General features: G+C 41.6%; 12 protein-coding genes and 3 tRNA genes. All 15 read right to left on the bottom strand.

Features of this window, described 5'->3' with window-relative positions; all coding sequences use genetic code 11:
* Positions 1 to 74 precede the first annotated feature (74 nt).
* The 15 genes from MNY66_RS03405 to gpt all read right to left on the bottom strand — a co-directional run bounded on the left by MNY66_RS03405 (position 75) and on the right by gpt (position 15,320).
* Positions 75 to 151 (bottom strand) — tRNA-Arg (locus MNY66_RS03405).
* Positions 152 to 317: 166 nt separating this feature from the next.
* Positions 318 to 394 (bottom strand) — tRNA-Arg (locus tag MNY66_RS03400).
* Between the two features lie 10 nt (positions 395 to 404).
* A tRNA-Ser gene (locus MNY66_RS03395) sits at positions 405 to 497 on the bottom strand.
* 565 nt (positions 498 to 1,062) lie between these two features.
* Positions 1,063 to 1,248 carry a carbon storage regulator CsrA gene (gene csrA / locus MNY66_RS03390; protein ID WP_047255015.1) on the bottom strand — a complete coding sequence of 62 codons (186 nt, stop codon included), beginning with the start codon at positions 1,246 to 1,248 and terminating at the stop codon, positions 1,063 to 1,065.
* A gap of 224 nt (positions 1,249 to 1,472) precedes the next feature.
* Positions 1,473 to 4,103: an alanine--tRNA ligase gene (gene alaS, locus MNY66_RS03385; RefSeq protein ID WP_241501442.1), complete on the bottom strand. Its 2,631-nt coding sequence runs from the start codon at positions 4,101 to 4,103 to the stop codon at positions 1,473 to 1,475.
* Positions 4,104 to 4,490: 387 nt separating this feature from the next.
* A complete protein-coding gene (gene recA, locus MNY66_RS03380) occupies positions 4,491 to 5,564 on the bottom strand; it encodes a recombinase RecA (RefSeq protein WP_047255013.1) in 1,074 nt (357 codons plus the stop codon).
* Between the two features lie 93 nt (positions 5,565 to 5,657).
* Positions 5,658 to 6,173: a nicotinamide-nucleotide amidase gene (gene pncC, locus MNY66_RS03375; protein WP_047255012.1), complete on the bottom strand. Its 516-nt coding sequence runs from the start codon at positions 6,171 to 6,173 to the stop codon at positions 5,658 to 5,660.
* A gap of 14 nt (positions 6,174 to 6,187) precedes the next feature.
* Positions 6,188 to 7,390: a lysophospholipid transporter LplT gene (lplT, locus tag MNY66_RS03370; RefSeq protein ID WP_241501441.1), complete on the bottom strand. Its 1,203-nt coding sequence runs from the start codon at positions 7,388 to 7,390 to the stop codon at positions 6,188 to 6,190.
* 3 nt (positions 7,391 to 7,393) lie between these two features.
* Complete coding sequence (aas, locus tag MNY66_RS03365) at positions 7,394 to 9,538, bottom strand: bifunctional acyl-ACP--phospholipid O-acyltransferase/long-chain-fatty-acid--ACP ligase (RefSeq protein WP_241501440.1); 2,145 nt, start codon at positions 9,536 to 9,538, stop codon at positions 7,394 to 7,396.
* An 87-nt stretch (positions 9,539 to 9,625) separates the two neighbouring features.
* Entirely contained in the window at positions 9,626 to 10,138 is a 513-nt protein-coding gene (aroL, locus tag MNY66_RS03360; RefSeq protein ID WP_241501439.1) for a shikimate kinase AroL, read from the bottom strand.
* Positions 10,139 to 10,326: 188 nt separating this feature from the next.
* Positions 10,327 to 11,580: a glutamate-5-semialdehyde dehydrogenase gene (gene proA / locus MNY66_RS03355; RefSeq protein WP_047255008.1), complete on the bottom strand. Its 1,254-nt coding sequence runs from the start codon at positions 11,578 to 11,580 to the stop codon at positions 10,327 to 10,329.
* Positions 11,581 to 11,595: 15 nt separating this feature from the next.
* Entirely contained in the window at positions 11,596 to 12,699 is a 1,104-nt protein-coding gene (gene proB / locus MNY66_RS03350; RefSeq protein ID WP_047255032.1) for a glutamate 5-kinase, read from the bottom strand.
* Positions 12,700 to 12,811: 112 nt separating this feature from the next.
* On the bottom strand, positions 12,812 to 13,213 hold the full coding sequence (crl, locus tag MNY66_RS03345; protein WP_047255007.1) for a sigma factor-binding protein Crl: 402 nt from the start codon (positions 13,211 to 13,213) through the stop codon (positions 12,812 to 12,814).
* Positions 13,214 to 13,310: 97 nt separating this feature from the next.
* Positions 13,311 to 14,561 (bottom strand): esterase FrsA, encoded by a 1,251-nt coding sequence (gene frsA / locus MNY66_RS03340; protein WP_241501438.1) that lies wholly within the window; start codon positions 14,559 to 14,561, stop codon positions 13,311 to 13,313.
* A 300-nt stretch (positions 14,562 to 14,861) separates the two neighbouring features.
* Entirely contained in the window at positions 14,862 to 15,320 is a 459-nt protein-coding gene (gene gpt / locus MNY66_RS03335) for a xanthine phosphoribosyltransferase (RefSeq protein WP_047255005.1), read from the bottom strand.
* Positions 15,321 to 15,457 lie beyond the last annotated feature (137 nt).

The raw sequence follows: 15,457 nt of genomic DNA, 5'->3' as shown, positions 1-15,457 counted from the left end.
AAATTCGTGGCAAGCTTTACTTTGTATGTATTACGATATAACTATTGTCTTTTTTAGCATTCGCTAATTAAAGATGGTGCATCCGGGAGGATTCGAACCTCCGACCGCTCGGTTCGTAGCCGAGTACTCTATCCAGCTGAGCTACGGATGCAGAGTTATGTCGCTTTACTAACTTACTACTTTTAGCAAATATTTATTTCACAGTTAATTATAACTATTACTTTTACTTTTACTTACTATTTGTTTTTCACTCAATTTCGGAAAATCAAACTTACTTTCCAAAATAAAACCCCATTTATATTTATGGGGTTAGAATATGGTGCAACCGGGAGGATTCGAACCTCCGACCGCTCGGTTCGTAGCCGAGTACTCTATCCAGCTGAGCTACGGATGCAGTACTAAAATGGCGGTGAGGGAGGGATTCGAACCCTCGATGCAGCTTTTGACCGCATACTCCCTTAGCAGGGGAGCGCCTTCAGCCTCTCGGCCACCTCACCATCTTCTAGCTCACAGAGAGTTGCTAACAACATCTCGTCTCTGTGTGGCGCACATATTACTTCCATAGACTTAGAAGTCAAACATTTTTTCCAAAGTTTTTAAATTATTTGGTTTGTTTGCACAATTCACAATCAAGATGAACGATTAAACAACAAAAAGCAGGTTTTATCAACAGTTAATACTGACAATAATCTACCGGTCATTGGTTAGATAAATGTTCTTTTCCCTCCTTTTGGAGAGCGATAAACAGTAACACTAAATAATCTTCGAGTGAAAAACATTAAGGATGTTCAAAATACAAACGATTCTACTCAAGCCAAACTAATAGATAGTCCATTCATTGACCATTAACTTACTTATAAAGTGAATAAAAAAATGGAATTGATAAAAATCAGAATAAATTAATAAATAAATCAGAGAGGATATAAGCAATAATCATGTCATCCCACCAGAGATAGTGAGAAGATACAGCGTCCGTTCTTTCGCTGTTGGCATAAAGAGCAGGACGCTTAACTGTTATTATTAATACTATAGTTATCGATATTATAGCTATTAATATCGGTATTATTGGTTGTCTGGTTGGGATTTTTCGGCCTGGATCCGTTGATAAATCTCTTCACGGTGAACAGAAACTTCCTTGGGTGCATTAACACCAATACGAACTTGGTTTCCTTTAACGCCCAGCACTGTAACTGTTACCTCATCGCCTATCATGAGTGTTTCACCAACTCGACGAGTCAGAATAAGCATTCTTTGCTCCTTGAAATATTAAAAGAGTCGGGTCTCTAGGTTTCCCCGCTATTGTCCATCACACACCGTGAAAACGTAAAGCAATGATATTCACCTAAAGCGTCAATGTTAACAAGGCAATCATTATAATTATAGCCAAAACTCAATATAACACTGCCCCGAATGATTTAACAATATAGCAACAGTTGAAAGTTACCTCTCTCGGAGGTAACTTTCAGGTGGATCTAGGGTAATGTTGATTCAACCCACGCTTCTACCGTTGCTAAAGCCGCGGGTAATGCTTCAACATCTGTACCACCAGCCTGAGCCATATCTGGTCGTCCACCGCCTTTACCACCAACCTGCTGCGCCACATACGCAATCAAGTCGCCTGCTTTTATTTTAGTAGTCAAATCATGAGTCACACCAACAATTAAGCTGACTTTACCACCACTTACTGTAGAAAGTACAATAATTGCAGACTTGAGCTGATTTTTTAATTCATCAACCATGGTACGTAACATTTTTGGTTCAGTGTTACTTAATTGGCTAACCAATAATTTGACGCCTTTCACATCTTTCGCTTGGCTACTTAAAGATGAGCTTTCTTGTGACGCTTGCTGATCTTTTAATTGTTGCAGTTCTTTCTCTAACTGACGTGTTTTATCCAGCGCAGATTTAACTTTATCTGTTACGCTATGAATATCACTTTTCAGCAAGTGAGCGATAGCTGAAAGCTGCTCTGACTGCTGATGAACAGTTGCCAACGCACCTTTACCTGTCACAGCTTCAAGGCGACGAATACCCGCTGCTGTTCCTGACTCACTGATAATACGGAATAAACCAATATCACCAGTGCGGCTTGCATGAGTACCACCACACAATTCAATGGAGAAGTCGCCCATACTCAGAACACGGACCCGCTCTTCATATTTTTCACCAAATAACGCCATCGCGCCTTTTTCTTTGGCTGCTTCCAGATCCATCAATTCAGTTTCGATCGGTAAATTTTTACGAATTTCAGCATTTACAATATCTTCAACTTGACGTAATTGCGCATCCGTCATTGCTTCGAAGTGTGAGAAGTCAAAACGCAGATATTTATCGTTAACTAAAGAACCTTTTTGAGAAACATGCTCACCCAGCACTTGGCGTAATGCCGCATGCATTAAGTGGGTTGCCGAGTGATTTAAACGGATAGCATCACGTCTTTCACTGTCAACCTGAGCTTCTATACGATGATTTACGGTTAAACTACCAGACTCGACTTTACCAATATGGCCGATAGCACGGCCGTATTTTTGCGTATCTGCGACATTGAACAGTGCACTGTCACTGACTAGCTTACCGGTATCACCGACTTGCCCACCTGATTCTGCATAAAATGCTGTTTTATCCAGAATAACGATCCCTTCTTCACCAGCATTTAGCGTATCCACCGGTTGACCTTCACGGAAAATTGCCGTGATTGTCGCCTGTTGAGCATTATGCGCATAGCCAGAGAATTCGCTATCTTTCTCAACTTTGATTAAATCATTATAGTCGGTTCCGAAACCACTGGATTCTCTCGCACGACGACGTTGATTTTCCATCGCGGTTTCAAAACCAGCTTCATCTACTTTTAGATTACGCTCACGGCAAACATCTGCTGTTAAATCAATTGGGAAGCCATAAGTGTCGTATAAACGGAATGCCGTTTCGCCATCGAGAGTATCTCCACTCAATGCCGCTAATTCATCATCAAGTAACTGTAAGCCACGTTCTAATGTCCGCGCAAATTGTTCTTCTTCTGTTTTCAGTACTTTTTCGACAGTAGCTTGTTGGCGATGTAGCTCATCCGCAGCTGCGCCCATAACTTTGATTAATGGCGCGACTAATTTGTAGAAAAAGGTTTCTTTCGCGCCCAGCATATAACCATGGCGTACAGCGCGACGAATAATACGACGCAGAACATAGCCGCGACCTTCATTTGAAGGTATCACGCCATCGCTGACTAAGAACGCACAAGAGCGAATATGATCTGCAATAACGCGTAACGATTTATTGTCTAAATCCGTCGCACCAGTAGCTTTAGCTGCCGCAGCAATCAGTTCACGGAATAAATCGATATCGTAGTTAGAATTAACATGTTGCAATACTGCTGTAATACGCTCAAGCCCCATCCCTGTATCAACAGAAGGCTTAGGCAGCGGTTCCATAGTGCCATCTGATTTACGATTGAATTGCATGAAGACGATATTCCAGATCTCAATATAACGATCGCCATCTTCTTCAGGGGTTCCTGGAGGGCCGCCCCAGATATGGTCACCATGATCATAAAAAATTTCGGTGCAAGGACCGCAAGGACCGGTATCACCCATTTGCCAAAAGTTATCTGACGCGTATGGTGCGCCTTTATTATCGCCAATACGGATAATACGTTCAGCCGGGATGCCTACCTGCTGGTTCCAGATATCATAAGCTTCGTCATCTGTAGCATAAACGGTGACCCATAATCTTTCTTTCGGCAAATTAAACCATTCTTTGCCAGTAAGTAATTCCCAAGCGAAATTAATCGCTTCATGTTTAAAGTAATCACCAAAACTAAAATTACCCAGCATCTCAAAAAAAGTATGATGGCGTGCTGTGTAGCCTACGTTTTCTAAATCATTATGTTTACCACCAGCCCGCACACATCGTTGTGAGGTCGTCGCTCGGGAATACGATCTTTTGTCCAATCCAAGAAACACATCTTTGAACTGGTTCATCCCTGCATTAGTAAACAATAATGTCGGGTCATTGTTTGGTACCAACGAACTACTTGGTACAACCTGATGACCTTTTGTATGAAAAAAGTCGAGAAACGCTTGACGGATCTCAGCGGTGCTTTTGCTCATATTTATCCCGATATCAAGCTGAAAAATGAATTACGAATTATTGAGATGGATGCAATATCAACTCAAATCAACTCTTCAGTTAAAAGTAGTTAATAAGATAAAGTGTCTTCTTATAGAAGTAAAATTTTGATACATCCATTCGCCTTCACTATTGTAGAGCGTCTAGATATTTTCTGAAAGTGTGTTAACTCCCCTATTTAGGGGTTATTTTACGATTAGATCTATTAATTAATCATCAAACCACTTGTAATATAAATAAAAAAGCGCTGCACTGCAAATACAGTACAACGCTTTAATTCAAGCATTCATGCTATAGCCATAACATACTTAGGCTATTCTATGACTAACTATGATTTCTATTACACTCTGTTAGCTATTAGCTGCAGATTAAAATTCTTCTTTTGCTGATTTATCAGCATCGTCTTTTTCAGCTTCGAAATCTGAAGCTGCGCTGCTAAATTCGCCGGCATGATTCAATAACATCTCGCGCAGATTATGATCGATTTCTGTCGCGATATCTTGATGCTCTTTCAAATAATTGGTGGAATTTGCTTTACCTTGACCAATTTTATCGCCTTTATAGCTATACCAAGCACCAGCTTTCTCAATTAATTTATGTTTAACACCTAAATCAATTAATTCACCATAAGTGTTAATGCCTTCACCGTACAGAATTTGGAATTCAGCTTGTTTAAATGGCGCTGCAACTTTGTTTTTTACCACTTTAACGCGCGTTTCACTGCCGACAACTTCTTCGCCGTTTTTCACCGCACCGATACGACGGATATCTAAACGAACAGAAGCATAAAATTTCAGTGCGTTACCACCCGTTGTGGTTTCTGGATTACCGAACATCACACCAATTTTCATACGAATTTGGTTAATGAAGATTAACAAGGTATTGGAATTTTTAAGGTTACCAGCTAACTTACGCATTGCCTGACTCATCATACGTGCAGCCAGTCCCATATGTGAATCACCAATTTCACCTTCAATTTCAGCTTTTGGTGTCAATGCGGCAACGGAGTCAACAACAATAACGTCAACGGCACCTGAGCGAGTCAATGCATCACAAATTTCTAATGCTTGTTCGCCAGTGTCAGGTTGAGAACACAACAAGTTATCAATATCAACGCCCAATTTTTTCGCATAAACAGGGTCAAGAGCATGCTCAGCATCAATAAATGCGCAGGTTTTACCTTCACGCTGTGCAGAAGCAATAACTTGCAAAGTTAAAGTCGTTTTACCGGAAGATTCAGGCCCGTAAATTTCAACAATACGACCGAGTGGCAGGCCACCAGCCCCCAAGGCTACATCAAGAGACAAAGAACCTGTTGATATGGTTTCGACATCCATCGAGCGGTCTTCACCCAGACGCATAATAGAGCCTTTACCAAATTGTTTCTCAATTTGACCCAGTGCTGCTGCAAGTGCTTTCTGTTTGTTTTCATCAATAGCCATGCTGACTCCCTTAATGCAATGATTGTTTCATTGCTAATAATACGATTTGAATTCGGTTTGTTGATGCTAATTATACTGTATAATCATACAGTATCAAGCAAATTTTTTAGTGATTTGTTGCAATAACGTTTCAAGTGAAAAGATAGCTGATTGCAAACGTACGCAATGGCGATCTCCTTCAAATATACAATGATGTGCGCTCAGTGAAAGATTATTCTCATCAATTTTATGCGCAAATCCAAACCATACGGTGCCGACCGGTTTATCTGGCGTACCGCCGCCAGGCCCAGCAATACCACTCACTGAAATAGCAAAATCGGCATTAGCTTGATTTAATGCACCTTCGGCCATCTCTAAGACAACCTGCTGGCTAACCGCGCCATAGTTTTCTAAGGTTTGCGAGCTGACACCTATCATCTGATGTTTTGCTTCATTACTGTAAGTCACAAAACCACGCTCATAATAAGCCGAACTCCCGGCGATATCGGTCAGTGCTTTAGCTATCCATCCACCGGTACAAGATTCCGCACTAGTGACAGTTTTACCCAATTGACGCAGTTGTTGTCCCAGCTGAAGACTTAACTCTTCGAGGTATTTCTCATCTTTCATAACTCGATGACCCTTTAGTTAGTTTTTTTGCGAACGCTATCCCAAACCCACAAACCACCGATAGCCATAGCAAAAAGAGCGCCAAAACCTATTCCAACACTGATCACTGATAAACCCACTTTCATTGCCAAGGAATACAGGCCCAGCATAATCAACATTGCGCTATTTTCGCCTAAGTTTTGCACCGCAATAGCATTTCCTGCCCCTACAGTGGCTTTGCCCTTTTCTTGCAGTAAGGCATTCAACGGAACAACAAATAATCCGCCAAAAATACCAAGGGTAATTAATAGCATAGATGCAGGGATGAGCTGGCTTTGTAAGGATAAAAATATCACCATAACACCAATAAAAATCCCCGCGGGCATACAGCGACGAACTGTTTTTAAAGTGATAAATTTAGCGGCTAATCCCGCGCCAATCACTATACCTAGGGCTACCATGGCATTTAAAATCGTCGGTGTGGTATTATCTTGTAGCCCTAACGCAATCGGCACCCAGGCCACCAGTAAAAATCGCAAGGTAACCCCTGCGCCCCAAAACATACTCGTCCCGACTAAAGAAAAGCGCGTTTCTTGATTTGCCCATAATGACTGGCAAGCAATAATAAAATTCTTGATTAATAATAAAAAATTCCAGCCTGTTGCCGGTCGTGCTGGTGCAAGATGAGGAATGGCAAAATTGACCGCAACTGCCAAGGCATACAGCACGGTACAAGTTCCGAGCGCTAAAAATAGACTAATATCAGAAAGGTATCCTCCCGCAACGGATCCGACTAAAATCGCAGCAATAGTTGATGCTTCCATGATACCGTTGGCTTTAACTAATTTATTGCCTGATGTTAACTCACCCAGAATACCGTATTTAGCCGGTGAGTAAGAAGCCGCGCCAATCCCAACTAAGCCATAGCATAAGAAAGGATTAAGCCCCAAACAGATCCCAAATGCACCGACAAACTTAAATAGATTAGCAAATAACATGACTCTGCCTTTGGAAAATCTATCGGCAATCTGCCCGACAAATGGTGCCAGAATAATATAAGTCAGCACAAATACTATCTGTAAAATTGGGTGGCTCCATTCAGGATAAAATTCGGCCTTTAATTGGGCGAGTAAAGCAAACAGCAAGGCATTATCTGCAAAAGCAGAGAGAAACTGAGTTAATAGAACCGCCTTCATTCCTTGACTAAGTAAGGGCAAATCATGATTTTCTTGGGGCATAATTTAGTCCTGTTGGGCCATTTTTTTCAAGCTAACAAAATCTGGTTTACCACTTCCTAACACTGGTAACTCTTTGAGATAGCGAATATCTCGAGGAACGGCTAATTCGGTCAATCCCTTCTCTTTTGCCGCTTGAGAAAGTGCGGAGCGATCTAATGATTTATCGGTAGTAAACAGGACTAATGCTTCGCCTTTGCTGCTATCCGGTTTTGTCACCACTGCATGATGGGCATCTGGCGAAAGCAGGAAAATCATTTGCTCAATACTTTCTAATGACACCATTTCACCCGCCAATTTAGCAAAACGTTTGACGCGTCCACGAATAGTACAATAGTTTTCATTATCTAAAGCGACGATATCCCCAGTATCGTACCAGCCTGGTTCACTAACGCCTTGGGCATTTTCGGCCGCGGGTGGTTCAATCACACCCGGTGCTTCAACCCGCAAATAGCCTTTCATAATATTCGGGCCTTTAAGCTGTAAACGTCCCGCATGTTCAATTCCAGGAACAGGTAATAAACGCGCTTCCATCGCTGGCAATATCTGCCCTACAGTGCCTTCTTTGGTCGCCATAGGCACATTAATCGACACAATAGGGGCACACTCAGTCACGCCATAACCTTCTAAAATGCGAATGCCAAATTTATCGAACCACAATTTTTGAGTGCTATCGGCCAATTTTTCAGCCCCCGCCACCACATAACGTAAACGCGCAAAATCATACTGATGGGCGAAACGAGCGTAGCTGGCGAGAAAAGTAGAGGTTCCAAATAGTACAGTGCAATTTTTATCGTACACTAATTCAGGAATTACTCGATAATGCAGTGGGCTTGGATAAAGAAAAATTCGACTGCCTGAAAATAATGGAATAAACAGACCAACGGTTAAACCAAAAGCATGAAATAAGGGTAAAGAGGACATAAAACGATCGCGAGGTGTAAAATCAGCGATAGTTTTTACCTGTTCTACATTTGCCAATAAACTCGCGTGGCTATGTACCACACCTTTTGGCGTCCCTTCTGAGCCTGAAGTAAATAAAATCATCGCTTCATCCTCAGGCTTACGTGGCAGCATGGCTTTATGCGGTGACCAAAGATGTTTCACTATCCATATTTTATCTTGCCAAGTAACGGTATCTTTTAAATCTTCGAGATAAATCCATTCGGCTTCAGTCACTTGCTGTGGCAGGGCAAGCAAATTACCTTTCTCTAAAAATTGCCGCGAGGTAAAAATAACTTTAATTTCAGCCGCCTTCAGCGCATTACTGATACCATGGCTTCCCGCAGTATAGTTCAGCATGGCAGGAACTCGACCACGCATTAATGACCCGAAAATAGCGGCAACAGTAATAGTTGCATTCGGCAGTAATAGGCCAATTCGTTGATTTTCATCGCTATATCGCTCAACAATTCGCCCTACGCCCAACACTTTTTTTAATAATCCCTGCAAGCTGTCTTCTTTCAGCGCAATATCTTCAATACAAGGTTTATGCCGACCATAACGAGTAATGCTGTCAAGGAATGCCTCCACCAGCGTTTGATGTGGACGACAAGCCATACGAGCGTTTTTCATTATTTGATATAACTGCTCGCCCGCTAATCGACGGCGTTCGGCGGAGCGCTGTGCTTGTGGCATCTCTATCGTCTGTGCTGGTAGGATAGTTAAGGTGATTTTTGGCAACCACTGTAGTTTAATAATTCCTTTTAAGCGGCCAAAGTGACTACGCTCAGCGCCATCAATACGGATAGGTACCACCTTTGCCCCAGATTTTGCCGCCACAAAGCCCGCACCATCATAAATTTTCATTAATGAGCCATGAATGCTGATCCGCCCTTCAGGAAAAATCACAATTGGGCGACCTTTGGCAACTTCATAGACTAAATGTCGGATCCCCATCGGGCTTGTCGGGTCTAAAGGTACAATATCGGCATAAGGCTTTAGCAACTTGATCATTTTCGGGGTAGCAATAGAAGAGTACACCGCAAAGACCGGTTTTACCGGCAAAAAGAGTGCCAGCAGAATACCGTCCAGAAACGAAACATGGTTTGGAGTGATTAAACATTTATCTTGATATAGTGCGTTTTTATCTCCCTTTATCGTTATTCTAAATAAAAAACGCAGCACTGCTGTTACCACTTTTGCCAGCATAATGTATCCCTATAAATTATTTTCTAATCCTAAGATTACCGCATATAAATGATCACTTTAGCGGATTTGTCTTAAATCTAGTGCCTATCAAACTGATAAATCACCCGTAAGCTGTATCAGCTGACGGACTATTGTCTCGATGGGCATTTGTGCATCGATAATATGATGAGCAGTTGATAGATACAGAGGCCCACGGGTTGCCATGACCTCAGATATTTCGTCTAAGATAGATTTTCCTGTTAGGCTTGGGCGCTGATCTGCTTCAGGCGCGGCACTTAAGCGGGCAGCGAGAACATCAACGCTAGCATTAAGATAAATAACAGTGCCGGTATCTCGCATAAATTGGCGGTTTTCTGGTGCTAAAATAATTCCTCCCCCTGTAGATATCACGCTAGGTAATTGAGATAATGAGGTTAATACCTCCGTTTCTAATTGACGAAACTGCTCCCAACCGTTCAATTTAACGAATTCAGCAATCGTCATTCCTGCCCGCTGAAGGATCAACGCATCAGTATCGATAAATGGATAGGATGCAGTCTCTGCTAATCTTTTGCCTATGGTGGTTTTTCCTGCCCCTCTAGGGCCAATAATATAAAGCATCGCTATCTATTCCATACCTGTTAATGTGGCTAATAACCGCTACTTAATGATTTTAATTGATAATTCTCATTTATTACTCAGCCAATAATATGACTGTTTTTACACTTATCAATAATAAAAATAAAGCCACACATATTAAGTGTGGCCTAATTTACGTTATTTCATTTTATGTTAACTAAAAATGGTGACTACGGACGGATTAAATCGTCACCGTAGCCAATCCATTTATAGGTAGTCAAAGCATCAAGCCCCATTGGACCCCGAGAATGTAATTTTTGAGTACTAACAGCGACTTCCGCACCTAATCCAAATTGACCACCATCGGTAAAACGAGTGCTGGCGTTAACATATACCGCCGCTGAATCTACCCGCTGAACAAAGTAATCGGCCTGACGAATTGATTGGGTTAAAATAGCATCGGAATGCGCTGTCCCAAAAGTACGAATATGCTGAATAGCCGCATCGATATCCGCCACAATTTCAACATTTAAATCCAATGATAACCACTCATCAACTAAATTTTCTGCGGTTACTGGAAGCACCGTCGCCGGCCCCTCTTGTAAATAGTTCATCGCTGCTGGCGTAGCATGTAAAGTCACTTGCTGTTCAGCCATAACTTGACTTAAACGAGGTAAGAAATCTGCAGCAATAGCTTGATGAACCAATAATGTCTCTAACGAATTACAAGCGCTCGGACGCTGAACTTTGGCATTAATAATCACCTTTAAAGCTTTATCAAAATCTGCGCTCTGATCCACAAAAGTATGACAAACACCAATTCCACCAGTGATCACCGGAATGGTTGATTGCTCACGGCATAATTTATGTAACCCGGCACCGCCACGCGGGATCAACATATCTATATAGCGATCAAGTTTCAGCATTTGAGTGACTAATTGGCGGTCTGGATTATTAATCGCCTGTACCGCAGCAGCCGGTAATCCACAGCGTTGTAACGCATCTTGAATCACTTTGACTACGGCTAAATTAGTATTATGAGTCTCTTTACCGCCTCGTAAGATCACTGCATTACCAGTTTTTAAGCACAGTGCCGCAGTATCAACCGTTACATTGGGACGAGCTTCATAAATCACACCAACGACACCGAGCGGCACACGACGGCGCTGTAAATTAAGCCCGCTATCCATTTGGTTGCCATCAATAATTTGTCCTACTGGATCAGCTAATTGACAAACTTTTCTGACATCATTAGCGATAGCTTGTAAACGCTCAGGGGTTAGTAATAAGCGATCTTGTAAAGCACCACTCATACCACTTTCTTGCGCCTGTTGCATATCTAGCTGATTCGCCGCTAGAATTTCTTCACTCTGAGAATCTAATGACTGTGCAATTTGCAGTAATACGGCATTTTTTTGTTGTGTGCTCAGCTCTGCAAGCTGCCAAGATGCTTCACGAGCCTGGCTTCCCATTTGTTCTAACATAATTATCCTACTGGCTTAGCCTACAATCATATCGTCACGATGCACGGCGACATCACCATGTTCGTACCCAAGGATCGTGGTAATTTCTTGAGAGTGGTGCCCTGCAATCATCCGCAGTGCATCGCTGTTATAATGTGTAACGCCATGGGCGAGATCTTTTCCGGCCATATTGCGAATACGGATCACCGCTCCACGCGAAAAATCGCCTTCAATTTTCTTGATCCCTTTTGGCAATAATGAGCTGCCTTTTTCGATAATCGCTAATTGTGCGCCATCATCGACATAGATATCACCTGCGGCTGGGGCACCAAAAATCCAACGTTTACGGTTTTCCATCGGGTTTTTTTGCCCGTGAAAACGTGTGCCTACCGGCGTATTTTCGATAACCGCACCAATCACCCCCGGCTTATTACCAGCAGCAATAACCACATCAATACCCGCGCGGCCGGCAACATCGGCTGCTTGTATTTTTGTCGCCATACCACCAGTCCCTAAGCCAGAAACACTCCCGCCCGCCATTTGACGTAACTGATCATTAATTTCATACACTTCGGGGATCAATTTAGCCTGTGGATTACTGCGCGGATCAGCGTCGTATAATCCTTCAATATCAGTCAACAATAAAAGTTTATCCGCATCGGCTAAAATTGCGGCTAACGCCGATAAATTATCATTATCACCGACTTTAATTTCTGCGGTTGCCACGGCGTCATTTTCATTAATTACCGGAATAATTCCATTATCTAATAACGCGTGCAGCGTATCACGCGCATTCAAGAAACGCTCACGGTCTTCTAAATCTGCACGCGTTAATAACATTTGCCCGATATTAATTCCATAAATAGAAAATAGACGTTCCCATAATTGAATTAAACGACTTTGACCTACCGCGGCCAGCAGTTGTTTAGAGGCTATTGTCGCCGGAAGTTCGGGATAGTTTAAATGCTCTCTACCGGCGGCTATCGCACCAGAGGTCACGATAATAATTCGATGACCTTGTTCATATTGCTGTGCACACTGTCTAACAAGCTCAACAATATGGGCTTGATTTAAACGACGTGAGCCTCCTGTTAGCACACTGGTGCCCAGTTTCACGACCAATGTTTGGCTATTATTCATCATTTTTCTGCCATTAGGATAATTAAAAAAGTGTTTATCTGTTTTAACAGCTGAGAGGCATTATGCCAACAGGCATAATGCAAAATTACAGAAAAGTTGGTTTAAAACAAGTTTATGCGATTAATTTAAGTCTAAATTTTGTCATTTGGGGAGAAGGCAATAATTTTAACTCGAGGGTATCAAACACGGTGCAAAGACGTTGATGAAAATCTTGAATATTTTGTTCAATAGGAGATAACACTTCATGGTTATCTAGTGGCTCAACTTGCCAATGACCTTGATTATCATATCGCCCTAGCTGGTAGCGGTAGAAAAACTCACTATCTGTTTTTTCTAAATCTAGCCACCATCCCCAAAATTCACGCGTTTCTGGTTCTATTTTAGTGTTAATACAGACCACTAAACTATCAAAGAAATATTGATCATTTTGGCATTTTAGCGCCCGTAGATAAGGCCCTAAATCTGTAAATTTTTTCAAATACTTGCCATTTGAATAGTCGAAAGGTAGTGCCATTAGGGATCTCCTGTTGTGAGATCCCTTTGTAACAAAAGTTAAAAAATAAGCAAGTTATAAATAAAATTTAACTATTTAAACTAATATATCTATTAGTTTAAAAAATTTTACCTACCATCCAATCAGTGGTTTCGCGTAACGCTTTTTGATAGCTTTCAAATACAGGATGACTCGGAAGTGAGAGCAAATCACTGTCAACCGAAGAACGCATGATTAATAATGATTCTTCACGCGGACTATAAATATCATCTTTCCAATGTACGGACATAAATGGAACTGGACAACGACGGCCTAATAATCCCTGATTTTTTAATGAGTAGCAGCTGAGTTCATGACGCAAAGCTAGCCCATCGACTTGATAAATACCAAGACGACTGGCAAAAACATCTAGTTCCATTTTTGGCAATGTATATTGGCGCTTTTCATCATTTAATAAACTATGTACTACCGGCCCTAGCACCGCGACAGCCTTGATCTTCGTCGGTTCCATATAGGCTAATCGCAGCGCAATATTAGCGCCAAAGCGTACCCCAACAACACCAAACCGAGTGTGATCAATCCAAGGGATATTAACCAGTTGATTAATAATCTGTTGGTGTAATGTACTGGTTTCTTGGGTCAATTTCTGTTTAATGGAATAACCAATAGACGGCATATCCAGTGTCAGCATCGCTATTCCTTGTGGCTGTAAATAATCACGAAAATAGCGACAATAATCAATTTGTAAGCTATCTAATGCCCCACACATCAATACTGTCGGAAATGGCCCTTGACCTTCGCTTGGCACATGTAAAAAACCGCTAACCTCTTTTCTATCCTCAAGCTTAAACGTTAGTTTTTTTAATTTATAACTGGAGAATTTAGCGGCATTATCATAAGCCTTATAAGCTAATACTGTCGCTTGATCGGCTAACTCATCGCCTTTAATAAACGGATACGCGGCGATACTATAGAGATTTGCCGCCCGTAACCAAGCATTATGGGCATCAGGACCCGTTTCATACTGTAACGCTTTTTGCTGCCAATACATCGCCTGATGAGACCATTCAAAACACCAATTACCCGGCCGATTACCAATCACCGTATCTAACATTTTATCATCGCTACGTTGAGCTTCAGATACGGCAATTCGGCTTAATATTTCTTCAATCTCTAACGGGTTAATACCTCGCCAAATCCACATTAAGCGATTAATCATGCGATACCAACCCGTATGCTGTGAACCACTCAGGGCTGACTGAGTATTCATTGAGTTTCCAGTAAAATCACAATATGAAACCAATGTGGATGTTTCAGTCTGCTTAATTTTGGGTTTAAACAGTTTTTCAGACAAGTTTTGCTTAATCATCGTAAGACCATAAATGAGATTTTGGATTGCCCACAAAAAAAGGGATGCCTGCGCATCCCTTTTAAATTTAATTCTGTGTGCTGATTATAAATAATAAAACAGCCAACCTTTCGATAATGTCGAATATGACCGTGTATTTACTTATTTATTGCTGCCACAAGCTAAGAATACGCCTGCTTATGATAACGGGTTTATCTGAACTTAATAAGCCTCAAATCAAATCAGTTATATTTTCAGTGATTATCAGCGAATTATTAGGCTGCTTCAGCCGAATTATAATGCCAATCAAAATCGCAATATTTATTGATCACATAAAGGCTTTAAGAAAACCACACCCATATCCCATGGCTGTTCAATCCATGTATCTTGTGGGATATCAACGACATAATCATCGACCAATGGACGTCCTTCTGGTTTAGCGAAAATAGTCACAAAATGTGCTTTAGGATACATATCACGGATAGCTTTTGCTGTACCACCAGTATCAACTAAATCATCAACCACGATATAACCTTCACCATCACCTTCAGCGCGTTTAATCACTGTCAGTTCACGTTGATTATTATGATCATAGCTGGAAATACAGACGGTATCTATATTACGGATACCCAATTCGCGGGCAAGGAGAGCACCAGGAACTAAACCACCACGGCTAACTGCAATGATGCCTTTCCATTGTGCGGCTGGCAACAAACGTTGCGCCAGTTTGCGGGCATGTATTTGCAACATATCCCACGTAACAACATATTTTTCACTCATAAGATTCGGGTCCCAACAGCTGAGAGATTTCAGAACGTGTTTGCGGAAAAAAGGTTGCGCGAGATTATAGTGATTTGAGCCGCTAAAAACCAGCGAAAACCGCCCATTTCTTTATATTAATCTTATTTACCTTGTCA

The sequence above is a fragment of the Moellerella wisconsensis genome (genome assembly GCF_022592395.1).
In the GTDB taxonomy this organism is placed as follows: domain Bacteria; phylum Pseudomonadota; class Gammaproteobacteria; order Enterobacterales; family Enterobacteriaceae; genus Moellerella; species Moellerella wisconsensis.
The sequence above is the reverse complement of the archived record's forward strand: the minus strand, read 5'-3'. Positions and strand labels throughout refer to the sequence as shown.